Raw genomic sequence first — 23,483 nt, 5'->3', positions numbered from 1 at the left:
TCGAGAAGGGTCAGAACAGGTAGCCGGCCGACAGGCGCAGTTGGTCGCGTTCGTCGTACTCGCCGAACGCGCGGTCGCGGCGACCGGTGAACACGTCGATCTCCAGGCCGAGCTTCAGCCAGTCGACCGGTTTGTAGGTGAAGATGCCCTGCAGCAGCAGGTCGTCGCCGGCCGGCGGCGACATCGCCAGCACCAGCCGGGTCTTGAGCCGGTCCTGGAAGTGGTTGCCCTCCCCGGACAGGGTGAACAGGTGCTCGCGCTTGTCCTGCAGCATGCCCGGCCGCCAGTCGGTCAGTTGCTGCTCCTGCCACTGCGCGGAGATCAGCCAGTTGCGCCACAGGTAATCGACCCCGAGCAAGGCCTTGACCATGGGGCTGCGGTCGCTGCCATAGGCACGCTCCGGGTTGCTCACGCGCCAGTCATCGAACCAGGCCAGTTCGCTGCGGACCACCACGCTGTGCCCGGCGTCGTAGGCCAAGCCCGCGCCGTACAGGGTGTAGCGCGGGAACTGGCGCTGCACGGCCAGCCGGCCGTCGTCGCTGAGGCCGCGCACGGCATACACCGGGTCCTGCTGACGGGCGTTGAGCAGCACGGCGGTCAGGTCGAAGCGACCTACCCGACCGTTGGCGGAAAAGCCGTAGCCAAAACCCTGGTCGTGGTCGTAGCCGGGTTTGGACACCACGTCGAACACCGCAGGATCGGGACGCGCGAACAACGGTGCGTCGAACTCGCTGCCGGCGGCCGGCGGCTTGTTCTTGACGAAGGTCGGCAGCCACAGGGCCTCCAGCTCCCACTCGCCCAGCGGCTGGGTAAAGCGCACCATCGGCACGGCGATGCGACTGTCTTCCAGCAGCGCGGTCAGGCCTTCGCGGTAGTCCACCGGGTTGACCTGATCGAGCACGCGCAATTCGTCGGCGCGGCCCCACACCACCTGCTGCCAGCCCAGGGTCAGCTCGCCCTCGCCGACGTAGTAGCCCAGGTAGAGCTGGCGCCAGTCGGCGGTGAAGCGGTAGTCGTCGGCCGCTTCGCGACTGTAGGGATTGTCATGCTCATAGCGCAGGTCGTAGCGCACCCGGCCACTGGCCTTGTAGTAACCGCCGTCCCAGCTGTCGTCCAGCGCGGCCTTGAAGTACACCTGCTGCTGGGTGACCTGGTCGTCGCCATGCAGGCGCACGGCGCTGGCCACGCCGACTTCGGCCTGGGCATGCTGCGGCAACGGATCGGCCAGGGCCGGACAGGCGGGCGCCAGGGCCGCCAACGCCAACAGCGCGCGTGCAGTGCTGTGCATGCCTACATCCCCAACCCGACGCCGCCGTCGAGCATCAGGCTCTGGGCGGTGAGGCCCGCCGCCTGCTCGCTGGCCAGGTACTGGACCATGCCCGCCACTTCGCTGGCCGCGATGAAGCGTCGCAGCGGCAGCTTCTTGCGGGCGTTGCGCAGGATCTCGCGCTCGCTGATCCCGGCGATGCGCGCCTGCACCGCCAGCTCGCCGCGCAGCATCGGCGTGTCGATCCAGGCCGGCAGGATCGCGTTGACGGTGATGCGCCGTGGCGCCAGGTCCAGCGCCAGGGCTTTGGTCAGGCCGATGATGCCGTGCTTGGAGGCGCAGTACGCGGTATTGCGCACCTTGCCGGCGCGACCGAGGATCGAGGCCATGTTGACGATGCGACCGCCATCGGCCAGCAACGGCAGGCACAACGAAGTGACCTGGAAGGTGCCGTGCAGGTTGACGTCGATCACCCGCCGCCAGTTGTCCAGGTCCTCGGGCTCGTTTTCGGTGCAGATGCCGGCGCTGTTGACCAGCACGTCCACCTGCGCCAGGCGCCGGGACAGGTCGTCGAACAGCCCCTGCACCTGGGGCAGGCTAGCGATGTCGCAGGCCTGGGTCTCGACCTCGGCCTGCCAGTTGCGCGAGGCCAGGGCCTGGTGCAAGCCGGCCGGATCGAGGTCGACCAGCACCAGGTGGTTGCCGGGGGCGTCGAAGGCCTCGGCCACGGCCAGGCCGATGCCCTTGGCGGCACCGGTGATCAGCAGCGTACGCGGTGCGCTCATGGCATCTTCATCCCGCCGTTGACCGCCAGCACTTCACCGGTCAGGTAACTGCCCTGCTCGGCCAGGAACAGCACCGCGGCGGCAATCTCTTCGGGCCGTGCACAGCGCTTGACCAGCAGCCGGGCATGGATCTGCTCGGCGTGGGCCTGCATCAGCGCCGCGCTCATCTCGGTCTCGACCAGGCCGGGCGCCACGGCGTTGACGCGGATGTTGCGCGGCGCCAGTTCCACCGCCAGGGCGCGGGTCAGGGCCTCGACCCCGCCCTTGGCCGCAGCGTAGTTGGCCTGGCCACGGCCAGGCTTCTGCGCCGCCACCGAACTGATGTTGACGATGCAGCCACGCCGCTGACGCATCATCTCGGGAATGACCTGCTGACAGCACAGCAGGGTGCCGACCAGGTTGGTCTGGATCACCTCGTGGATGTCTTCCAGGGCTTGCGTGGCAAGCAGGCCATCGCGGGTGATGCCGGCATTGTTGACCAGCAGGTCGATGTGCCCGAGCCAGGCCTGGGCCTCGGCGAAGAATCCGGCGACGCTCTGCGCGTCGCGCACGTCGCAGTGCAGCGCCAGGGCCTCGGCGCCGCGTTCGCGGGCCTGGGCGCACACCGCTTCGGCAGCCTCGCGGCCGCGCACGTAGCTCAGTGCGACCCGATAGCCGGCCTCGGCCAAGGCCAGCACCAGCGCCTTGCCAATGCCCCGGCTGCCACCGGTGACCACGGCAGTCTTGTGTTCCATCTGTGGCTCCTTACAGGGAATTGTCGGTCTTGAACTGCGCCAGGCCGAAGCCGTGCAGGCGCGCCAGGGCACGGATCTGTTGCACCTGCTCGCGGCTGATGTCGCCATAGGAATAGTGCTGGCGCATGCCGCACAGCCCCATCAACACCGACTCGGCCATGCAGGCATACAACTGCCCGGCCTTGAGGTAGGCGCGCACGTTTTCGTCCAGGCCATCGCCGAGCGGGGTCTGCACGATGCCGCCGTGCATGTACAGCACGTCCGGGCGTTCGCGGGTCAGGTTCTGATCGACATTGAGCGGCACGGCGATGTCGCAGATCACGCTGCGCTCGGCGAAGTGGCTGGCGTCCAGGAACGCCTGCGGGGCATTGGCCGCGCACAGCACGATGCGCGCCTCGCGCAGGCAGGTCAGGTCGTTGCTGACCTGGATCCAGGCCTCGGCGCCCAGGCGCGCGTCGACCCACTGCTGGATGACCTTGCCCAGGTCGTTGCGCCCGACGTGGCTGTCGAGCAGCGCGCCGAAGCCATCCAGGGCCTGCAGGCGCCGGGCCAGGCGGTCCTGGTCGGTGCGGCCCTTGAGGATCGAGCGCGCGGCGTCGGCATAGATCAGCTGTGCGGTCTTCTCCAGGCGCCGCAGCGAGCCGTCGCGGCCGCTGCCGATGAGGATCAGCCGATCGACCGATTCGGACAGCAGCGAAGCGTAGGTCGAGGCGATGTTGCCGGCCGCACCGATCACGGCGGCAGTCTGCCCGGCCAGATCGATGCCCTGTTGCTGGCAGGCCTGCTCGATGGCTTCCAGGCCCATACCGATGGTCAGGGCATTGCCGGAGGTCAGCGCCATGTCGGCGATCTGCAGCGCCTGGCAGTTGTTGGTGACGATCGAGGTGTACATGCCCAGCCCGGCCACCTGATGACCATCGGCACGGGCGTCGAGGATGCGGTTACCCACCTCGTCGCGAATCACGTCCAGCTCGCCGCTGGCGATGTAGGCCGCCATGTCGTTGGAGTCCATGCACAGCGGGTAGAGGGTGAACTCCACCGCCATGCCCAGACGCGAGCGAATCAGCACCGGACCCAGTGGCACCACGCGGCGTTCCGGGCGCGTGCGGCGAATGAAGTCGCGCTTCTGCGCGGGGCTGAGCAGCGCCAGCGACGGGTCGGCCTCGCTCAGGGCATCGGCGTCGATCAAATGGTTGATGAACGCCACCTTGGCCACTACCGGCACATGCGGGTCATTGCGCAGGCCCAGCGCCTGGACGCGGAAGGCGGTGTCGCGCGGCGCCACCTGATCGATGCTGTCGGCGCACACACCGGCCGCCAGCGGCAGAGCATCGCCGCGCTGCAGCAGGTCGCAGACCTTGCCCATGGCCAGCAGCAAGGCGTCCATTTCGGCCTGGGTGACACACACCGGCGGCTCCAGGCGCAGCACGTTGGAGTTGCTGCCCGAAGGCGCCACGCGCACGCCTTCGAATTGCAGCAGGTAGCCGGCGATCAGGTAGCCCAGCGCATCGTTGTACTGGGCCGAGGCCTGCACCAGCGAGGCATGCTGCGCCACCGGGTGCAGCTCGATGCCCAGCAGCAACCCGCGCCCGCGCACATCGGCGATCACCTGCGGGTAGGCGGCCTGCAACTCCTGCAAGCCACGCTTGAGGTACTGCCCCTTGTCGCGTACCTGGCGCAGCACTGCCTGGTCGTCGACGAACAGGCGCTTCAGGGCGCTGCGGGCGATCTCGCAGGAGGCGTCGTCCTCGGCGAAGGTGGAACTGTGGATGTAGCTGAATTCGCTTTCGTAGTGGCTGGCGCGGATCACCGTGGCGGCGATCTTCATCAGGCCGCCACCGAGGGCCTTGGACAGGCAGTAGTAGTCGCCCTGCAGGTTGAAGTGCGTGCAGCCGAGCAAGGTGCCGGTGCGGCCGAAACCCGATTGCACTTCGTCGAGGATCAACGGGCACTGCTGCTCGTTGCACAGCTTGCGCAGGCCGCGATAGAACGCCTCGGCGTGCTCGCGAATGCCACCCTCGCCCTGGATCGGCTCCAGCAACACGGCGGTCAGGGCGCTGAAGGCGTGCCGTTGCAGGTGCAGGGCGTGGCCGTCCCAGTGCACGCCCAACCAGTGCCGGGCATGCCGCTCGGCCAGGGTGGGCAACTGCTCGGGGTGCTGCGGATCGGCGAACTCCACCTGCAGGCCGAAGCGCGCGAACGGCTGGCGGTACTGCTTGCCATAGGTCAGTTGCACGGTGTTGACCAGCTTGCCGTGGAAGCTGCCACGCACGGCGACGAACACCGGCTCCACGTGCAACTGCGCGAGGTTGTACTGACGCACCGCCTCGACCACCTGGCGCACGGTGACCTTGAGCAGGGTGTCAGGCAGCAGCCCGGCGGGCAGCGCCAGGCTGTCGCGCTCCAGCTCGCGGTAGGCGCCCGCTTGGTCGAGCACCTGGCTCAGGGCGAAATCGAGCGCATCGAACTGCGCCTGCATGCGCTTCTGCCGACTGAACTCAGCGTGCTTGACGGCGATTTCCACCGACTCCGCGCCGCTGTTGGAGAAGGTCGAGAGGTAGCGCTCGTCGGTGCCCAATTCACGGTTGAACGCCTCGCTCAGTTCACGGCCCAGTTCACCGGCCGCACTGCGCACCGACAACTGGGCGTTGAATGGCACACCGCCGCGCAGCAGGTCGCACAACTGCTCGACGAACTGTGGGTCGTTGTGGCCGAACAGCGCCGCCCCGTAGCCGCCGAGAAAGTCGCTGACCGCCACCTCCCGGCCCTGCGTGTCGGTGTAGAACAACTGGCTGCCGGCGGCGCGCTCGAAGGCACGGTCCAGGCCCAGCGCCTGGAGCAGCTCGACGTACTTGGGCCGGACGAAATCACGGTAGTGCATGGGGAAGATCCTTCTTGAGAATGGCAATTCGTGGCTCACGGCAGTCCGGCGTCGCTGCGTTGCAACAGGCAGGCACTGCTGAATCCATTGGCGTCGCGGCCGACCACCAGCGCCGCGTCGAGGGCGGCGATACGCACCTGGTCACGCACCAGTGCAGGGGTGTCGAGCACCGCTGCATGCAGCCCGGCAATCGGCGGCACTTCGCCTTCGAGCAAGGCCTGGCGCGCCAACAGCACGTCAGCGAACAAGGGCGCGGCCGCCAGCAGGCCGGTGACCGGCAGGGCGCTGGTGACATGCTCGGCGCCGCAGTCCAGCAGGCGCTGCAACAGCGCGCGGTCGAGCGCCGGACGCCCGCTGCCACTGCTGACGGCCAGCGCCAGCGGACGATCTGGCAGGTTCAGCCGCGCCAGCTCGGCATGACTGCCCAGCGGCTGCACCTGCACGCAAGGCCCGGCGATGTCCTGGTGACGGCGCAGCACCAGGGCCACGGCCCCTTCGCCGGCGATTCCGCCACGGCTGTGGCGGTCGTATGGCAGCACCTGCGCCGCGCCCTCGGCACTGATCGTGCCTTCGCGCACCAGGTCGGCCAGGGCCAGCGGATCGCAATCGCTGCCCGCGCCGACCAGCAGGGCGACGTCGATGCGACCGGCGTGCAGCGCGGCGCAGGCCTCCTGCAACGCAGCCTGGTTACCGGCCACGCCCTGCATGAAGGCGTTGCCCTCGCAGTACAGCTTCATGTCCAGGCTCAGCACCCCAAGCAGGACGCTGCTCAGGCTCTTGATCACCACGAACGGATCGACCGCGCGCTCTTGCATCACCTGCCGGGTCAACTCGCGCAGGTCGGCCACGCCGTCGCGGCGACAGGCCTGTAGCACTGCGCCGTAGGACGCCATCGACGGATGGGTATAGCCGCCCTGACAGGCGTACAGGCCATAGCGCAGGCCATCGTCGCCGGGCGCCAGTTCGCTCTCGGCCAGGGCCTCGCGCAACGCGGCCGCGCCCCAAAACAGCGCTGGCGTGCAGTAGCGTTGCAAGTTGCGCGCAATGGCCGTGCGCGCGCGCCCATCGTCAGCCTCCGGCACCTGGGCGAATGCCGTCACCCGCTCGCTGCGCAGCAGCGCCGAGCGCAGCGGGCCAACACAGGCGCGCGCCTCACGGGCAGCGGCCCAAAAGGCCGATACCCCCGTGCCGCTGGCCAGCACTGCACCGGCACCGGTCACTGCGATGCCCCCGCTCATCGACCCGCCTCCCGGTACTTGCCCACCACCAGCGAGGTGTTCAGGCCACCGAAACCGAAGGAATTGCTCAGCGCCACGTCGACCTGTCGCGACACCGCGCGGTGCGGGGTGTAGTCCAGGTCGCAACGCTCGTCGGCGGCGTCGAGATTGAGCGTGGGCGGCACCCGGTCGTCACGACACGACAGCGCCGTGGCGATCAGCTCGGGGGCGCCGGCGGCAGCGATCAGGTGGCCGAATTGCGACTTGTTGGCGGTCACTGCCAGGCGGCGGTAGTGCTCATCGACGGCGAACACCTGCTTGATCGCCTCGGACTCGGTGGCGTCGTTCAGCGGCGTGGAGGTGCCGTGAGCATTGATCAGGTCGATGCGCCCAGGGGCCAGGCCGGCATCGTCGAGTGCCGCCTGCATCGCCAGGACCGCGCCGCGCCCCTCGGGATCGGGCGCGGTGACCTTGTAGCCGTCCAGGCTGCTGCCGTAGCCGAGGATTTCGGCATAGGGCGTGGCGCCACGGGCCAAGGCCCGCTCCAGGCTTTCCAGCACCAGGAAGCCACCGCCCTCGCCCGCCACCAGACCGCTGCGGTGACGCTCGAAGGGCCTGCACAGCCGTTCGCCCCAGCGCTGCTCGCTGCTGGCGGCGCCCAGCAAGTACAGTGCGCCGAGGGTGTCCAGGCTCAGCACCGAGTCGGCGCCACCGGCCAGTGCCATCTCGGCCTCGCCGCGGCGGATCAGGCGAAAGGCGTTGCCGATGGCCTGGGACGCCCCGGCGCAGGCGCTGCTGATGTTGACCACCGGGCCTTCGAGGCCGAGGTCGTCAGCGATCACGCGGGCCAGGCGATCGTTGCCCTGGCGCAGCGAGCCGCACGGGTTCACCTGGGCTTGGCGCGCCATCAGGTGGCGCCAGTGCGCGCCCTCACCGGCCGCGCGCCCGTCGCACAACAGCATGTCGGCCAAGTCGTGCTGCGGGGCCCCGGAGGCGCAGAACAACGCCGCGTCGCGCCAGTCGCCCGCCCCCAGACCACTGTCGCGCACCGCTTGACTGGCCGCCAGCCAGCCCAGGCGACTGCGCCGCTCCAAGGCCATCGACCAGGCCGGGTGAGCCGCCAGCTCGAGGGGCAGCGCATCCAGATCCACCGGTGCGGCATAGCGCACCGGGAAGCTGCCTGGCTCGACGCCTTCAGGCTGCCAGGCGCGGATGCAGTGCTCGCCGTCGAGCATGCGCTGCCACAGCGATTGCCAGTCGAAGCCGAATCCGGTCACCGCGCCCATGCCGGTGATGACCACCCGTTTACCGTTCATGCCACCTCCTTGTGCGGGGCGACCAGCAGCACCGCGCCCCAGTGTCCTGCCCGGCTGCGTTCGAGCAGCAGGGTGTGATCCGCCGTACCGCCGCTGCGTTGGCGGTACAGCGCCAGCGCCGCCTCGCCGAGCGGTTGCGCCGCGCCCAGGTCGCCGACCAGACCGGCGATGCCATCGACCAGGCGCACGTCGGCACCGAGCCATTGGCGGATCAGGCTGTCGTGCGGATCGACCACCACGCGGCCGATGTCGCCCAAGGTCAGTCGCTCGGCGCGCAGGGCCTGGTCGATGACCCGTTGCCCCACCTGCAGGGCACGCGCCGGATCGTGGCTGTAGCCCCGACCGATACCGGCGATGCGCAGGCTGTCGGCGTCGCCCTGGCAATCGAGCAGCAGGGCCGCCGCGCCCTCGCCGTGGACACGCGGCGTCAGGTCGGTTTCGCGCAGGTACAGCGCTGGGGTGATGTTGGGACTGCTGCCGACCACCAGCGCGGCGTCGCCCTGGCCTTCGCTGAGTTGGCTGCACGCCTCGGCCAAGGCATCGATGCCGGCATTGGCCTGGGAGCAGAAGCCGCCCATCGCGCCGCGAATGCCCAGGCCCTGGGCCAGGTAGGCCATGACGCTGCTGTTGAGCAGGGTCAGCGCGTGCATCGGCGGGGTGTGGGCCATGAACTGTTCGAGCAGGCGCTGAGGCTGGTCGATGATCGCCTCGACGGCGTCCCAACTGGTGCTGGGACCGTCGACTTCCGGGATCGCGGCGGTCAGTACCCGCCGCGCGGCAGGCACCTGCAGCGCCTCGAGCGCCTCGGCCAAGGCGTCGGCGCAGTGCAGGATGCGCAGCCCCTGGGGCTCCAGGCCACGGCTGATGCGGCGGTCGAAAACCTTGCTGGCCAGGGTGATCGGCGCCAGCACATGGCCAAGCCGGTTCGGGTCGAACGCCAACGGTTGCGCCACGGGCGCCGGACCGAGCAGGTCGGCGCAGTGTTCACCGGCCGCACTGATCAGCGCCGCGGCCCGCAGGTAGACGGGGCGGTTCTTGCAAGGGTGCATGGTCAGGCCCTCCCGAGGACCAGGGAACTGTTGATGCCACCGAACCCGAAGGAGGTGGACAAGGCGTGATCGATCGCCTGGTGACGGACGTGGGTGACCACGTCCAGATGGGGAAACTCGGAGCCTTCGGCCTGGTAGTTGAGCGTGGGCAAGACGATCCCGCGCTCCATCGACATGAGCGTCAGCACCGCCTCCAGGGCGCCGCTGGCGGCCAGCGAATGGCCGAGCGCGGACTTGCTGGCGGTGATGCTCACCTGCCCCAGGGCCGCACCGAACACCCGCTCCAGGGCCAGGGCCTCGCAGCTGTCGTTGCTCGGGGTCGAGGTGCCGTGGACGTTGACATGCCCGATGCTGGCCAGCGGCACGCCGGCGTCGTCGATGGCCGCCTGCATGCACTGGGCATAGCGGCTGCCGTCGCGGCTGCTGGAGGTGATCTTCTGCGCTTCGCAGGCGTTGGCGTAGCCCAGCACCCGGCCGCGCACCCGCGCCTGGCGACGCCGTGCATGGTCGGCGGACTCCAGCACCAGCAGCGCGGCGCCCTCGCTCATCACGAAGCCGCAGCGGTCCGTCATGAAGGGCCGGCTCTGGGTCGCTGCGGGCCAGTCGCCGCGTGGGCACAGCGCGCCGAGACCGTTGAAGCTGTAGCAGGAGATCTGCGTGGCCATCAGCTCGCTGGCGCCGCACAGGGCCAGGTCGATCTCGCCGCGAGCGATGGCCCGATAGGCACTGCCGATGGCGGTGTTGCCAGCGGCGCAGGCATCGGCCAGGGTCGCGACGCGTTCACGTACCTGCAGCAAGGCGGCCAGGTGGGCGGTCTGCTGATCGACACGGCGGGCGAAGGCCGGTTCATGCGCGTCGGCGTCATCGAGCAGCGCGTCGAGATCGACGCAGGCCTGCTCGTCCATGCAGCGACTCAACGCCTGCAGCTCGCTGCCGGAGGCGCAGAACTTGTTGCAGCCCAGGAACAGGCCGCTGGCCGTACGGGCGAAGGCCTGGCGCGTCAGTCCGGCATCCTCCAGCACCTGGTCGGCCAGGTACTCCACCAACCGCGACTGCGCAGGCAAGTGGCGGGCCGCCGGCACGGCCGCGTCGATGCGCTGCCATTGGCCGTCGTCCAGATAGCCCGCCGCCGGATTGGCAAAGCCCAACTGCTCGAAGCGCGGGTGCCGGCGCAGGCTCGACTGACCGTCGGCCAAGCGCGCGAACAAGCTTTCGGCATCCATCGCCATGGGGGCGACCAGCGCCATGCCAGTCACCACTACGTCCTGTCCCGACATTCCTGGCTCCTAGGCTTGTGCCGGTGCACGCGCCGCCACGAAACGCTCGACCAGCAGGCGCGAGACACTGTCGCCGTCCAGCGGCGTCAGGCGCGCGCTGCACGCCGCACACACCACCTGCTCGCGCTCGTTCAAGCGTGCTTGATTGGCCGCGCACTGTGGGCAGGTGGCAGGCAGGTGATCGAACAGGCCCCGGCACTGCTGCGCCCAGTTGCGCACGGTGGTGCGGGCGAAGATGTCGGCGGGGGTCAGCCCGGCCTTGAGCTGGCCGGGGGCATAGGCGCTCAGGCTGCCTTCGAGCAGTTCCACACCGGCCTCGGTGAGACGGCCCTGGTGCAGGTACTCGCTGGCGTCGCCGCACACGGCGACGGTGTGATCCAGCACGCTGGTCTTGGGCAGGGCGCAACCGTAGCGGCGACCCAGTTGGAAGCTCAGGTCGACGATGTCCAGCGAATCGGCGCCGAGGTCTTCGACGATGCTGCTGTCAGCGTCGATCTCGTCCAGCTCCAACACAAGCAGTTGCGCCAGGATTTCCCGGACGCTCATGATCACCTGTTCCAGTTCCAGTGGATTGTTCATCGTGCCGCTCCTTCGCCTTGAATGCATGCGGTAGCCGCCGGTAAGTGCCGGGGGTTCCCAGTGAGGCCGCGAAGGCTAAACTCTGCCCCTAGGGGGAGAGTCAACGAATGGTTAATAGCAATTTGACATAGATCATTAGGCGGGCTTTTCCGTCATATTTTTGTCACACGAGGCCGCGCCAGCGCGGTCTTGTCTCGTCTTGCACAGGAGTCGCAATGACCGCCAGCCGACACGCCGTTTTTCTCGACCACGACTCGCTCGACCTGGGCGACCTGGACCTCGCCGTCCTGCGCGAATGCTTCGATGAGCTGACCTTGCACGGCTCGACGTCGGCCGATCAGGTGAACGAACGCCTGGGCGGCGCCAGCGTGGCGATCAGCAACAAGGTGCTGCTCGACGCCGAGGTGATGGCTGCCAATCCACAGCTGAAGTTGATTCTCGTGGCCGCCACCGGCACCAACAACGTCGACCTCGCGGCGGCACGCGCCCAGGGCATCACCGTGTGCAACTGCCAGGGCTACGGCACGCCGTCGGTGGCCCAGCACACCCTGGCGCTGTTGCTGGCCCTGGCGACTCGCTTGTGCGATTACCACCGGGCGGTGCAGGACGGCACCTGGGCCAAGGCCAGCCAGTTCTGCCTACTGGATTTCCCCATCGTCGAATTGCAGGGCAAGACCCTCGGCCTGCTCGGCCATGGCGAGCTGGGTGGCGCCGTGGCCAAGCTGGCCGAAGCGTTCGGCATGCGCGTGCTCAGCGGGCAGATTCCCGGACGCCCGGCGCGCGCCGAGCGCCTGGCACTGGACGAACTGCTGCCGCAGGTCGACGCCCTGACCCTGCATTGCCCGCTGAACGAGCAGACCCGCCATATGCTCGGCGCCCGCGAATTGGCATTGCTCAAGCCGGGGGCGCTGGTAGTCAATACCGCACGTGGCGGGTTGATCGACGAGCAGGCGCTGGCCGACGCGCTGCGCAACGGGCATCTGGGCGGCGCGGCGACCGATGTGCTCAGCGTGGAACCGCCGGTGCACGGTAATCCGCTGCTGGCAGCGGACATCCCGCGCTTGATCGTCACCCCGCACAGCGCCTGGGGCGCGGTGGAATCACGCCAGCGCATCGTCGAGCAATTGGCCGAGAACGCCCAGGCGTTCTTCGCGGGACAGCCACGACGGGTGGTGGGTTGACGGGGCCGGTACCCGCGGCCATGCACGGCTCCGGTTGTTGCGCCAATCGCTGCGGCGAGGCTGAACACCTGGGCGCGCGCCGCGGTCCGCTCGCGGCGCGGCGCTTGCCAAGTGATACACTTCGCGCTTTTTTCAGGAGACGTCCGACATGGACCCGCGCAGTGAAGTGTTGCTCCGCCAGGCGGACCTGTTCCAAGGCCCGCTGCTGATCGCCGGAGCCGCCGCCGATGGCCTGCTGGGGCAACTGCCGCAGGCCCAGGCCTGGACCTGGCATGCGGGGGACCACGGGTGGCTGCAACAGCGCTTCGCCGGCCGCAGCCACTTCGGCGTGGACGTTCCCGAAGCGGCCTTCGACGCCGCCGTGCTGTGCCTGCCCAAGTCGCGCGAGCTGGCCGCCTATCTGCTCAACGCACTGGCCGCGCGCCTGGCCGGACGCAGCCTGTACCTGGTGGGGGAAAAGCGCGGTGGCATCGAGGGTGCGGCCAAGCTGTTGCAGGCGTTCGGCAAGCCGCGCAAGCTCGACAGCGCCCGCCACTGCCAACTGTGGCAGGTGACGGTGGACCACGCCCCCGAGGCTACGCCGCTGGACAGCCTGGCCCAGCGCTTCGAGCTGGCGCTGGACGATGGCCCGCTGCAGGTGATCAGCCTGCCCGGCGTGTTCAGCCATGGGCGCCTGGATCGCGGCACCGCCCTGCTGCTGCAGCACCTGGAGCACCTGCCGGTGGGCCATGTGCTGGACTTCGGCTGCGGTGCCGGTGTGCTGGGCGCCACCCTCAAGCGCCGCTACCCGCAAAGCCAGGTGACCCTGCTCGACGTCGATGCCTTCGCCGTCGCGGCCAGTCGCCTGACCTTGGCCGCGAACGGCCTGCAGGGCGAGGTCATCAGCGGCGACGGCATCGACGCTGCCCCCGATGAACTGAGCGCGATCGTCAGCAATCCGCCGTTCCACACCGGGGTTCACACCGACTATCAGGCCTCGGAAAACCTGCTGCTAAAATCGGCTAAAAAGCTGGTAAAAGGCGGAGAAATGCGGATAGTCGCCAACAGTTTTCTGCGCTATCAACCGCTCATCCAACAGGCTTTGGGCAACTGCGAAACGCGCGCCGAAGGGGACGGATTCCGAATTTATCGGGCCATTCGCGGCTAGAAAAAAAGCGCTTGCCGAAACCGAATCGGCTAGGCAGAATCCGCTCCGTCCTAGGGGAGTAGTCTCCCGCAAGCGTCCTCAGCTTGCCCGGCACGCGTCAACACACTTGGCCCACAGGCCATGGCGCGTGCGACCTCACGGCTCACACAGATGAGCCCAGGGTTTGACAAGACCTATGACACGCACACCTTACCCGGGGCGGGAAGGCTGTACGTGTCATAGCCGTGTCGACCCGCCCCCGTAGGAAGCCTGATGCTCGAATCCCTGCTCGTCCCCACCGCCATCGTTGCGCTCGCCGAAATTGGCGACAAGACGCAACTGCTCGCGCTCATTCTCGCCGCCCGTTTCCGCAAGCCCTGGCCGATCATCGCCGGTATCGTCGCCGCGACCCTGGCCAACCATGCGGCCGCCGGTGCGGTTGGCGCCTGGGTCAGCGGTTTCTTCACCGAAAGCGTGCTGCACTGGATCCTCGCCGCAAGCTTCACCGCCACGGCCCTGTGGACCCTGGTGCCGGACAAGATGGACGACGACGAGAGCAGCAACGCGCGGCGCTTCGGGCCGTTCCTGACCACGTTGATCGCGTTCTTCCTGGCCGAGATCGGCGACAAGACCCAGGTCGCCACGGTGATGCTGGCCGCGCAGTACCCGCACCTGATCCTGGTGATCGTGGGCACCACGCTGGGCATGCTGATCGCCAACGTGCCGGTGGTACTGGCCGGCAACTTCGCCGCCGACAAACTGCCCCTGACCCTGATCCGCCGCCTGGCCGCCGCCGCCTTCTTCGTACTCGCCGCCGTCGCCGTCTACTCGGCCATGAAAACCAGCGGTTGGGTGTAGGGCAGCGGCAAGCGGCAGGGGGGTGAAGCAGCCGCAAGTTTCAAGCTGCAAGCTGCAAGAAGGTGCGGCGCGGCTTGACTTGCCGCTTGCAGCTTGCAGCTTGCAGCTTGCAGCTTGCAGCTCGTAGCTCGTAGCTCGTAGCTGCTACTTAGCCGCCTGTTGATACAAGGGCATGACTTTGGGAATGGCTGCTTGCAGGGAGGCGATGCGGCTGCTCGAGGCGGGGTGAGTGCTCATGAACTCGGGCGGGGCGCCTTCGGAGGCCTTGCTCATCTTGTTCCACAAGGTGATCGCCGCGTTCGGGTCATAACCGGCGCGGGCCGACAGCTCGAGACCGATCAGGTCGGCTTCGTTCTCGTTGGCGCGGCTGTTGGGCAAGGTCATGGCGTAGTTCACCACGGTGTCGGCCAGCGCCATGCTGTCCTGGCCCAGGCCGAAGATGGCACCGGCGCCCTGGCGCGCCATGTTGATGCCGTAGGCCTTGGACATGGCTTCACGACCGTGCTCGCGCAGGGCGTGGGCGATTTCATGGCCCATCACCGCCGCCAGCTCGGCATCGGTGAGCTTGAGCTGATCGATCAGGCCGGTGTAGACGATGATCTTGCCGCCAGGGCCGCAGTTGGCGTTGAGCTCATCGCTCTTGATCACGTTGACTTCCCACTTCCACTGCGCAGCATCCGGGCGGAACTTGGGCGCCTGGGCGATCAGGCGGTCGGCGATCAACTGCACGCGCCGTGCGTCATTGCTGGTCTTGTCCAGCACGCCTTTGCTCGAGGCTTCGCCGAGGGTCTGCTGGTACGACTGGGCGTACATCTGGTTCACCTCGTCGGTGGACAGCATGCTGAACATGTACTGCTTGCGCTCCACGCCCACCGCACCGCCGCTGGTGGTGTTGACCGCCTGGCAGCCGCCCAGCAGGATGCTGGCACTCAACAGGCTGACCACGAATGACTTACGCATGAAAAGACTCCCTCTTTTTACATGCCGCGTATCCTAGGCCCAGTCGTGCGCCCCTGCCAGAGGTGCGTCGAAGATTTCTGACAACCGTCCTCATGCTTTGCCCAGCCCACGCCGATAACCCAGGACAACGACCTCCTGGCGTGGAGCTTTTCGATCATGAAGTTCAAGTCGATCCAGTTTTCCGTGGCGGCGCTGGCCGGTGCCATCGTGTTGAGCATCGTCGCCGCCCTGGTGCTCTACGCCGTGTACGCCGGAGCGCGCACCCAGGCCCTGGTACAGCAGCGCACCCAGCAGCAGTTCGAGGCGGTCATCGAACAGCGCCTGTCGGCGCTGGCGCGCACCCAGGTCAGCGAAATCCAGCGCGGCCTGGAAGCGCCGCTGCTGATCAGCCGCAGCCTGGCCACGCTCAACGGCCTGCTCGGCGCACAGGATGCCGATGGCAAACCGCTGATGCAGATCGACCGCGCCTACCTGAGCAACCTGCTCAAGCGCACCGTCGAGGACAACCCCAGCGTGCTCGGCGCCTACCTGGGCTGGGAACCCAATGCCCTGGACCACGCCGACGTCAACGGCGAGCGATTCCTGCCCTGGTGGTTCCGCAACGCCGACGGCAGCCTCGGCCAGGATCGCCTGGTCGACGTCAACGATCAGACCATCCTGGCCACCGGCGTGCGCGCCAGCGAGTACTACCTGTGCCCCAAGGAAACCAAGAAGGCCTGCGTGATCGATCCCGCGCCTTACAAGGTGGGCGACAAGACAGTGATGCTCGCCTCGTTCGTCGAACCGATCATGCTCAACGGCCAATTCCAGGGCATCGCCGGGGCCGACCTGTCGGTGGACTTCATCCAGGACTTGCTCAACGCCGCCGACCGCCAACTCTATGATGGCGCCGGCGAACTGGCTCTGGTGTCGAGCAACGGTCGCCTGGTGGCCTACACCAAAGACCCGTCCAAATTCGGCGAAAAAGCCAGTGACGTGCTGGATTCGGCCGAGTCGGCCGCACTGGCCAGCAGCAATGGCGATGCGCTGCACTATCAACTCGACCGGGACAAGGACCGTATCGAGCTGTACCTGCCGTTCAAAGTGGCCAACACCGATGCGCGCTGGGTGCTGCTGCTGCAACTGCCGCTGAGCACGGTGATGGCCGATGTCACGCAATTGCAGAAAGACCTCGGCGAGCAGCGCCGCACCGATATCCTCGGCATGACTGCGGTCGGCCTGGGCATCGCCGTGCTCGGCCTGCTGGTGATCGGGCTGCTGGCCCACGGCATCGCTCGTCCGCTGAAGCAGATGGTGGCCATGCTCGACGATATCGCCCAGGGCGAAGGCGACCTCACCCGCCGCCTGCACAGCGACCGCGCCGACGAACTGGGCGCCATCGCCAGCGGCTTCAACACCTTCCTGGCCAAGCTCCAGGCGATGATCAGCCAAGTGGTGAGTTCGGTGCAGAAGGTCAGCGACTCCTCGGAGCACACCGCCGACATCGCCATTCGCACCAACCAGGGCGTGCACAAGCAGATGGCCGAAATCGACCAGGTGGCCACTGCCGTGCAGGAAATGACCGCCACCGCCCAGGACGTGGCGCGCAACGCCACCCAAGCTGCCCAGGCCGCCAGCAACGCCGACCAGGCCGCCAACCAGGGCATGCAGATCGTGCATGACGCCTCGCAGTCCATCAGCAGCCTGGCCAGCGAAATCGGCCGCGCGGTGACCGTGGTGCAGACCCTGGCCCGCGACAGCGAGAACATCAACACCATCCTGGTGACCATCCGCGCCATCGCCGAGCAGACCAACCTGCTGGCGCTCAACGCCGCCATCGAGGCCGCCCGTGCCGGCGAGCAGGGTCGAGGCTTCGCGGTGGTCGCCGACGAGGTGCGCAACCTGGCGCAGAAGACCCAACAGGCGACCCAGGAAATTCAGCAGATGATCCAGCAACTGCAGCAGGGCACCCGCGACGTGGTCAAGGTCATGGAAGACAGCCAGGGCAAGACCGACGACAGCGTGCAGCAGGCCAATCGCGCGGCGCTGGCGCTGGAGAGCATCACCCAGGCGGTGTCGGTGATCAACGACATGAACACGCAGATCGCCAGTGCTGCCGAGCAGCAGAGCGCGGTGGCCGAGGACATCAACCGCAACGTCACCAACATCGGCCAGGTGGCCAGCGAGGTGGCCGGCGGCGCCGACGAGTCGAGCCAGGCCAGCGCCGAGTTGACCCAACTGGCCGAACAGCAGCGGCGCCTGATCAATCAGTTCAGGGTGTGACCGGCCAAGCGCGCTGGGCTCAGGCCGGCGTCAAGCACTGCGGTCCATCGAGCTGCGGGTCGTTGACCAGAAGCGCCAGCGCCCGCTCGCGCAAGCTCGCCGGCGGGCTGGCCAGCAGTTCATGCAGGCGCGCCTGCGGCGTCTGCGGATCCAGCCAGGCGGCCTGGCCTGCCTCGTCGAGAATCAACGGCCGACGCTGGTTCATGGCCGCCTGGGTGACCACGGCACAACTGAGCCAGACCTGCTCCTGCACCGGATACGCCTCCCACACCGCCGCGTAGAACAGCGAGGCGCCCTCCCCGGGCGTCACCCAGTACGGCCGCTTGCGCGCCGTGCCGCGCCATTCGTAGAAACCGTTGGCTGGCATCAAGCAACGGCGCAGGCGAAAGGCCTCGCGAAACATCGGCTGTTCGGCCAGGGTTTCGGCGCGGGCATGGGCGGGGGTGCGCGACAGGTCGGTGAGCCACGGCGGCGTCAGCCCCCAGCGCGCCCTGGCCAGCTGCAACTGGTCGTCGATCTGGCGCTGGATCAACACCGAGGCACCGGGCGAGATGTTCCATTGCGCCTGCTGGTCGACGGGAAACCCCGGCAGGGCGGCGAAGGCCTGGGACCAGCGAAACAGGGCGTAGCGTCCACACATAAGACAGGCAAACCTAGCAGATCAAGGTGCCGGGACAGGCGTCGGGCTCGTCACCGGCAAGGGGCTGAGCGGCATTGTACGCATCGATCAACTGCCGTGCGTACCCCGCCTGCTCGTCGTCCACCGCCAGGGCCAACAGCCCCTGCAGCGGCAGGTCACCCATCGCGCCGACCAGATCGGCGCCAATCAGGTGCACGGCGATGCCCTCGCTGGCCAGCATGCCCACCAGCATCTGCGCCTCGATCAGGCTTTCCGGCTCGTAGATTCTGCGCATCAGGCATCGTCCTCACGGCGCACTTCGAGCAACCATTCGTCATCGTGCACCTGCAAAATGCACACGATCGGCCGGCAACAGACCTGGCAGTCCTCGGTGTAGTGTTGATCGCCGGCAGAAATGTCGACGGTGGTTTCGACGCGTTCGCCGCAGTAGGGACAGTCATAGAAGTCGATTTCGAGCATCGGGGGCCTGCGCGGTGACTTATGCGTATAATTGCCGGTCTGTTTACGGGGTCCGTGTGTGTCCGAGCCGTTTTCTCGGCCCCGCCCCTACTTTATTACTCTAGCCGTTTCCAACAAGAGAGCATGATGGGCGCATTCGATGCCATCCGACCCTACGACGACGCTGAAGTCCCTGCCGTTCTGGCACGCCTGCTCAGCGACCCGGCATTCCTCGATATCCTCACCCACTTTCGCTTCCCGCGCCTGGCTGGCGCCTTCGGCTGGCTGCTCAAGCCGCTGATCGCGCGCCGCCTGCGCAAGGAATTCGCCGGCGTGAGCAGCGTCGCGACGCTGCAGGACAAGGTCGAGTACTACGTCGACCGCACCATCGACCGCGCCACCGACGGGGTCACCTATACCGGCGTCGAGCAGCTCAAGGCCGGCAGCGCCTACCTGTTCCTGGCCAATCACCGCGACATCGTCATGGACCCGGCGTTCGTCAACTACGCGGTCTATCACGCCGGCCTGCCCACCCCGCGCATCGCCATCGGCGACAACCTGCTGCAGAAGCCTTTCGTCAGCGACATGATGCGCCTGAACAAGAGCTTCATCGTGCACCGCTCCATCAACGGTCGCCGCGAGAAGCTGGCGGCTTACCAACTGCTCTCGGCCTACATCAACCACTCGATCCGCGACGACGGCACCTCGATCTGGATCGCCCAGGCCGAAGGCCGCGCCAAGGACGGTGACGATCGCACCGATTCGGCGATCCTCAAGATGTTCCACATGAGCCGCAAGGACGAAGCCTTCGGCGCGGTGATCCAGAGCCTGAACCTGATTCCGGTGTCGATCAGCTATGAATACGATCCCTGCGACCAGGCCAAGGCCCGCGAGCTGTACATCCGCGCCAGCACCGGCAGCTACAGCAAGGTGCCAGGCGAGGACGACAACAGCATCGCCCTTGGCATCACCGGCTACAAAGGCCGGGTGCACATCAATTTCGCGCCGCCGGTGACCGAGTACCACGAAGACACCAAGCAACTGGCCCAGGCCATCGACCGACAGATTCTCGCCGGCTATCGCCTATTCCCGGTGCACTACCTGGCCTATGCCATGTGGGATCAACAGGACACGGCGCTGGCGGTACCCACCGCCGACAAGCTGTTTCCGGCCGATGAGCTGGCGCAGGCGCAGGAAGAATGGCAGCGCCGCCTGGAGGCCTGCCCGGTCGAGCATCGGCCTTACCTGGTGCAGCAGTACGCCACGCCGGTGCGCAATCAGTATCAGGTCAAGCGCCAGGCAGAAGTGGCCTGAGTGCAGGCTCTTGTGGCGCTCCTGGCACACTGTGCGGCCGGAGCGCCATTGGTCAGCGCCAAGACATCGCCCACTAAATTTCGCCTGTCATACGCTCGTCATCCGAAGAGGCCACCCTGTCGGCCTTCTCGATACCGGAGCTTGACATGCTGCACGCCGAAAACCAGGACCGTCTCTACCTCGTCGCGCCCAGCGACGAGCAGCAGGCATTGATCGACGGCTTCGCGATCAACGTCCACGACCGTGGCTGGCTGGTGTACTGCGCCCTCGGCGGCCATGCGCACCATGACCTGCCGGAAGTGGACCTGGGCACCGGCTTCAGCGTGCTGGATTTTGCCATCGAGGCCGCCTGATCCACGGTGCATCACCCACAAAAAAGCCCGCTGCCTTGTCCCAGGCAGCGGGCTTTTTCATGGCATCGAAAGGATTACTCAGCCAGCATCTGACCGATCGACGGATCCTTGAACAGACGGGTCAGGGCGTCGCTGAGCACATCGCTGACCAGCTTGGTGTTGGTTTCCTGGTTCGGTGCCATGCCGAAACGCTGGTCCAGCGAGGCGCCGTAGCGACCGCTGTAGCGACGGTTGGCGTTGGACACGTCGGCGCGGAACGTGGCGCCGATGGTCGCTTCGGTGACGTACATCTTGTCCTTGGGCGACTGGTACTTGAGTTCGGCCAGGGTCACGGTCAACTGCGGCGCGTTGCCACCGCCGCGGGTCGGGGTGAAGCCCAGCAGACGCACGGCAGCCTCGGCCTGGGCCTGCAGCTTGGGCACCACATCGTTGCCACTGACGCTGATGGTGCTGGTCTCGGGGTACATGCCGCCGCGGGTGCCCAGCGACTGCGAAGCACGGCCATCGACCACCTTGACCACCACCGGCTGGCCGCGGCCGACCGCGTTGAGCTGCGTGGTGAGCTTGGGTTGCGGGCTCAACTGCTGCGGGCTGTGGGCACAGCCGACCAGGCTCAGGGTAGCGACCGCCATCAAACCGAACAACAGACGTTGCAGCATGCGCATTTCTCCAGAAAAAAGCGGCAAAGGCCGACAGTATAACGAGAGGCACGCTACCCGCGGCAAGCTTCGCGAGATGAAGCCTTGGCGCCGTCTGGGCACGCGATTGTCATGCCGGGAACACGCCGCTGTCACGAGGGTTTAATGGTGCTGCGGGTAAGCTTGCCGCACGTCCGAATCAGACAGGATTTTCCGCCATGGCCTCGCTCTGGACCCTGCTCCTGCAACGCCCGCGTCACACCACCTATGCCCGCCTCGACGAAAACGGCACGTGCCTGGCCTTCAAGCACTGCGCCCAGGCCCCGGCCGGCAGTGGCTGGGTCCAGGTCAGCGAAGCCCACCTGGGCTGGCTGGGCCAGGCGCTGCCGGCCAGCGCCCGGGTTTGCCCGCCGGCACGGCGCCGCTGGCAGCAACGCCTGCTCGCGGCCTGACAAACGCGGCAATAAAAACCCAAGAAGTACGACCTTTCTGCCCGCGACCTCGTTATAATCTCCCCCCGATTATAAGGACGTCTCCTGATCGGGCCCCGCATTCGCCGCTTGACCCCGGCACCTTCACCGCTTCGCCCACAGAGAGCCTTCCACTCAGGTCTTGCATCGGCTGTCGTGCCTGCTGTCTCTGGCCGTCTGCTGCACATGAACCTGCGGGTTGCCCTCGCGCAGTCCACTTTTGAGGTTCACGACTCCAAAAGAGCGTGAAAAAACGGTTTTTCACAACTTCACGAGAGTGTGGCGAGCAAATGAACAGTCTGGCATGTGCAGGTGCGACAAAGACGTTTTCTACAGCCCTGAGCAGACGGCCCAGGCGCTCATCCTGGATGGGAGTCTGAGGCCGGTCCATAACCCACGACGGACCACCTGACCATAAGTCGAATTGCCGCAGTGGTGGCAAATGGCGTTCAATGACCGAACACCCAAAGACCGATTGGCGGTGTCCGCTGGAGTTGCAACAACTGCGAAGAGTCGGACATGGCGATCCTGGCCAACCCAGGGGTCCTATGCTGTCAATTAGGTGCTGTAGATTGTGGAGACGCGTTAAATGGCGCAGAACGAATCGGTTGATGTAGTACTGGTAGGCGCGGGCATCATGAGTGCCACCCTGGCCGTACTGCTCAAGGAGCTGGACCCTGCGATCACGCTGGAAGTCGTCGAGGCGATGGACTCCGGGGCCGCAGAAAGCTCCAACCCCTGGAACAACGCGGGCACCGGCCACGCCGGGCTGTGCGAACTGAACTACACGCCGCAGGCCGCCGATGGCAGCATCGACATCAAGAAGGCGGTGCACATCAATACCCAGTTCGAGGTTTCGCGCCAGTTTTGGGCCTACCTCAGCCGCCAGGGCGGCTTGGGCGATCCCCGCGCCTTCATCAACCCGGTACCGCACCTGAGCTACGTCGAAGGTGACAAAGGCGTCGCGTTCCTGAAAAAGCGCTTCGACATGCTCAAGCAACATCACGCCTTCGCCGAGATGGAGTACACCGAAGACAAGGCCGTGATGAACCAGTGGATGCCGCTGATGATGCCGGGCCGCCCGGCCGACCAGCACATCGCCGCCACCCGCGTGCTCAAGGGCACCGATGTCAACTTTGGCGCACTGACCAACCAGTTGCTCAAGCGCCTGGGCGATAGCCCCGACGCCCAGGTCAAGTACAGCAAGAAGGTCACCGGCCTGCGCCGCAAAGGCGATGGCTGGACAGTGACGGTCAAGGACGTCAACAGTGGCAGCAGCCGCGACGTGGACGCCCGCTTCGTCTTCCTCGGCGCCGGCGGCGCGGCGCTGCCGCTGCTACAAGCCTCGGGCATTCCGGAAAGCAAGGGCTTCGGCGGCTTCCCGGTCAGCGGCCAGTGGCTGCGCTGCGACAATCCGGAGATCGTCAGCCAGCACCAGGCCAAGGTCTACAGCCAGGCAGCGGTGGGCGCCCCGCCCATGTCGGTGCCGCACCTGGACACGCGCGTGGTCGATGGCAAGAAGTCGCTGCTGTTCGGGCCTTACGCCGGCTTCACCACCAAGTTCCTCAAGCACGGTTCGCTGATGGACCTGCCGCTGTCGGTGCGCATGGGCAACATCGGTCCGATGCTGGCCGTGGCCCGCGACAACATGGACCTGACCAAGTACCTGGTCAGCGAAGTGATGCAGTCGATGGAGCAGCGCCTGGAATCGTTGCGCCGCTTCTACCCCCAAGCCAAGGCCGAGGACTGGCGCCTGGAAGTGGCGGGTCAGCGCGTGCAGATCATCAAGAAGGATCCGAAGAAAGGCGGCATCCTGCAGTTCGGCACCGAGCTGGTCTCGGCCGCCGACGGCAGCCTGGCTGCCCTGCTCGGCGCTTCGCCGGGTGCGTCGGTCACCGTCTCGATCATGCTCGAGCTGCTCGAACGTTGCTTCCCCGAGCAGACCAAAGGCGCGTGGGCGACCAAGCTCAAGGACATCTTCCCGGCCCGCGAGAAGACCCTGGCCACCGATGCCGCGTTGTATCGCCAGATCAGCGCGGACAACGATGCCGCCCTGGGCCTGGCCCAGGAAAACCCGGCCAAGCACTACGCCTGAGGCGCAGGAGCACGTAATGGAGGAGCGGCGCTCGCCGCTCCTC

General features: G+C 66.9%; 22 protein-coding genes, 1 pseudogene and 1 riboswitch. Of the genes and pseudogenes, 9 read left to right on the top strand and 14 right to left on the bottom strand.

Annotated features, from left to right (window positions below; translation table 11 throughout):
* Positions 1–10: 10 nt before the first annotated feature.
* From Q6A47_RS16485 to Q6A47_RS16445, 9 genes are read right to left on the bottom strand one after another with little or no spacing between them, the layout of a single operon-like run.
* Positions 11–1,288: a DUF1302 domain-containing protein gene (locus tag Q6A47_RS16485; protein ID WP_295481153.1), complete on the bottom strand. Its 1,278-nt coding sequence runs from the start codon at positions 1,286–1,288 to the stop codon at positions 11–13.
* A 2-nt stretch (positions 1,289–1,290) separates the two neighbouring features.
* On the bottom strand, positions 1,291–2,052 hold the full coding sequence (locus Q6A47_RS16480) for an SDR family NAD(P)-dependent oxidoreductase (protein WP_295481154.1): 762 nt from the start codon (positions 2,050–2,052) through the stop codon (positions 1,291–1,293).
* The gene (locus Q6A47_RS16475) at positions 2,049–2,786 is read right to left on the bottom strand and encodes a 3-oxoacyl-ACP reductase family protein (RefSeq protein ID WP_304484824.1); all 738 of its coding nucleotides are present in this window, start codon (positions 2,784–2,786) and stop codon (positions 2,049–2,051) included. The genes Q6A47_RS16480 and Q6A47_RS16475 overlap by 4 nt, the downstream gene beginning before the upstream one ends.
* Positions 2,787–2,796: 10 nt before the next feature.
* Positions 2,797–5,667, bottom strand: coding sequence for an aminotransferase class III-fold pyridoxal phosphate-dependent enzyme (locus Q6A47_RS16470; protein ID WP_304484823.1), 2,871 nt, complete (start codon positions 5,665–5,667; stop codon positions 2,797–2,799).
* 35 nt (positions 5,668–5,702) lie between these two features.
* Positions 5,703–6,905: a beta-ketoacyl synthase N-terminal-like domain-containing protein gene (locus Q6A47_RS16465; RefSeq protein WP_304484822.1), complete on the bottom strand. Its 1,203-nt coding sequence runs from the start codon at positions 6,903–6,905 to the stop codon at positions 5,703–5,705.
* On the bottom strand, positions 6,902–8,200 hold the full coding sequence (locus tag Q6A47_RS16460; protein WP_304484821.1) for a beta-ketoacyl-[acyl-carrier-protein] synthase family protein: 1,299 nt from the start codon (positions 8,198–8,200) through the stop codon (positions 6,902–6,904). Before Q6A47_RS16460 ends, Q6A47_RS16465 begins: the two co-directional genes overlap by 4 nt.
* Positions 8,197–9,249: a beta-ketoacyl synthase gene (locus Q6A47_RS16455; RefSeq protein ID WP_304484820.1), complete on the bottom strand. Its 1,053-nt coding sequence runs from the start codon at positions 9,247–9,249 to the stop codon at positions 8,197–8,199. Before Q6A47_RS16455 ends, Q6A47_RS16460 begins: the two co-directional genes overlap by 4 nt.
* A gap of 2 nt (positions 9,250–9,251) precedes the next feature.
* Positions 9,252–10,526: a beta-ketoacyl-[acyl-carrier-protein] synthase family protein gene (locus Q6A47_RS16450; protein ID WP_304484819.1), complete on the bottom strand. Its 1,275-nt coding sequence runs from the start codon at positions 10,524–10,526 to the stop codon at positions 9,252–9,254.
* Positions 10,527–10,535: 9 nt separating this feature from the next.
* Complete coding sequence (locus Q6A47_RS16445) at positions 10,536–11,105, bottom strand: acyl carrier protein (RefSeq protein ID WP_304484818.1); 570 nt, start codon at positions 11,103–11,105, stop codon at positions 10,536–10,538.
* Positions 11,106–11,320: 215 nt separating this feature from the next.
* Here Q6A47_RS16445 and Q6A47_RS16440 point away from each other — a divergent pair, with 215 nt between their 5' ends.
* From Q6A47_RS16440 to Q6A47_RS16430, 3 genes are all read left to right on the top strand, one after another.
* Positions 11,321–12,286, top strand: a complete 966-nt coding sequence (locus Q6A47_RS16440; RefSeq protein ID WP_304484817.1) for a 2-hydroxyacid dehydrogenase — start codon at positions 11,321–11,323, stop codon at positions 12,284–12,286.
* A gap of 148 nt (positions 12,287–12,434) precedes the next feature.
* On the top strand, positions 12,435–13,433 hold the full coding sequence (locus Q6A47_RS16435) for a methyltransferase (RefSeq protein WP_304484816.1): 999 nt from the start codon (positions 12,435–12,437) through the stop codon (positions 13,431–13,433).
* Positions 13,434–13,473: 40 nt separating this feature from the next.
* Positions 13,474–13,589, top strand: a riboswitch (yybP-ykoY riboswitch).
* 96 nt (positions 13,590–13,685) lie between these two features.
* Positions 13,686–14,270, top strand: coding sequence for a TMEM165/GDT1 family protein (locus tag Q6A47_RS16430; RefSeq protein ID WP_029614231.1), 585 nt, complete (start codon positions 13,686–13,688; stop codon positions 14,268–14,270).
* Between the two features lie 144 nt (positions 14,271–14,414).
* Here Q6A47_RS16430 and Q6A47_RS16425 read toward each other — a convergent pair whose 3' ends face one another.
* Positions 14,415–15,230 carry a M48 family metallopeptidase gene (locus Q6A47_RS16425; RefSeq protein ID WP_039580166.1) on the bottom strand — a complete coding sequence of 272 codons (816 nt, stop codon included), beginning with the start codon at positions 15,228–15,230 and terminating at the stop codon, positions 14,415–14,417.
* Positions 15,231–15,386: 156 nt separating this feature from the next.
* Between Q6A47_RS16425 and Q6A47_RS23055 the strand changes: the two are divergent.
* A pseudogene (locus Q6A47_RS23055) lies at positions 15,387–16,637 on the top strand (methyl-accepting chemotaxis protein); the annotation flags it as partial.
* 12 nt (positions 16,638–16,649) lie between these two features.
* Entirely contained in the window at positions 16,650–17,492 is an 843-nt protein-coding gene (locus Q6A47_RS23050) for a methyl-accepting chemotaxis protein (protein WP_369811530.1), read from the top strand.
* 19 nt (positions 17,493–17,511) lie between these two features.
* Here Q6A47_RS23050 and Q6A47_RS16415 read toward each other — a convergent pair whose 3' ends face one another.
* From Q6A47_RS16415 to Q6A47_RS16405, 3 genes are read right to left on the bottom strand one after another with little or no spacing between them, the layout of a single operon-like run.
* Positions 17,512–18,132 carry an SOS response-associated peptidase gene (locus Q6A47_RS16415; RefSeq protein WP_304484814.1) on the bottom strand — a complete coding sequence of 207 codons (621 nt, stop codon included), beginning with the start codon at positions 18,130–18,132 and terminating at the stop codon, positions 17,512–17,514.
* 13 nt (positions 18,133–18,145) lie between these two features.
* A complete protein-coding gene (locus tag Q6A47_RS16410; protein ID WP_029615115.1) occupies positions 18,146–18,406 on the bottom strand; it encodes a putative signal transducing protein in 261 nt (86 codons plus the stop codon).
* Positions 18,406–18,591, bottom strand: a complete 186-nt coding sequence (locus Q6A47_RS16405) for a CPXCG motif-containing cysteine-rich protein (protein WP_029615114.1) — start codon at positions 18,589–18,591, stop codon at positions 18,406–18,408. The genes Q6A47_RS16410 and Q6A47_RS16405 overlap by 1 nt, the downstream gene beginning before the upstream one ends.
* A 126-nt stretch (positions 18,592–18,717) precedes the next feature.
* Between Q6A47_RS16405 and Q6A47_RS16400 the strand changes: the two genes are divergently transcribed.
* Together Q6A47_RS16400 and Q6A47_RS16395 are read left to right on the top strand one after the other, a co-directional pair.
* On the top strand, positions 18,718–19,884 hold the full coding sequence (locus Q6A47_RS16400; RefSeq protein WP_304484813.1) for a 1-acyl-sn-glycerol-3-phosphate acyltransferase: 1,167 nt from the start codon (positions 18,718–18,720) through the stop codon (positions 19,882–19,884).
* Positions 19,885–20,030: 146 nt separating this feature from the next.
* Complete coding sequence (locus Q6A47_RS16395) at positions 20,031–20,237, top strand: hypothetical protein (protein ID WP_029615113.1); 207 nt, start codon at positions 20,031–20,033, stop codon at positions 20,235–20,237.
* Positions 20,238–20,311: 74 nt separating this feature from the next.
* On the opposite strand, the gene Q6A47_RS16390 is transcribed toward Q6A47_RS16395, so the two are convergent.
* Positions 20,312–20,896, bottom strand: a complete 585-nt coding sequence (locus Q6A47_RS16390; RefSeq protein ID WP_304484812.1) for a YajG family lipoprotein — start codon at positions 20,894–20,896, stop codon at positions 20,312–20,314.
* Positions 20,897–21,093: 197 nt separating this feature from the next.
* Between Q6A47_RS16390 and Q6A47_RS16385 the strand changes: the two genes are divergently transcribed.
* Both Q6A47_RS16385 and mqo read left to right on the top strand, forming a co-directional pair.
* Positions 21,094–21,327, top strand: coding sequence for a hypothetical protein (locus tag Q6A47_RS16385; protein ID WP_029615111.1), 234 nt, complete (start codon positions 21,094–21,096; stop codon positions 21,325–21,327).
* A 607-nt stretch (positions 21,328–21,934) separates the two neighbouring features.
* A complete protein-coding gene (gene mqo / locus Q6A47_RS16380; RefSeq protein WP_039580175.1) occupies positions 21,935–23,440 on the top strand; it encodes a malate dehydrogenase (quinone) in 1,506 nt (501 codons plus the stop codon).
* Positions 23,441–23,483 lie beyond the last annotated feature (43 nt).

Origin of the sequence: Pseudomonas boreofloridensis (assembly GCF_030580795.1) — a bacterium.
GTDB classification, from domain to species: Bacteria; Pseudomonadota; Gammaproteobacteria; order Pseudomonadales; family Pseudomonadaceae; genus Aquipseudomonas; species Aquipseudomonas boreofloridensis.
The sequence above is the reverse complement of the archived record's forward strand: the minus strand, read 5'-3'. Positions and strand labels throughout refer to the sequence as shown.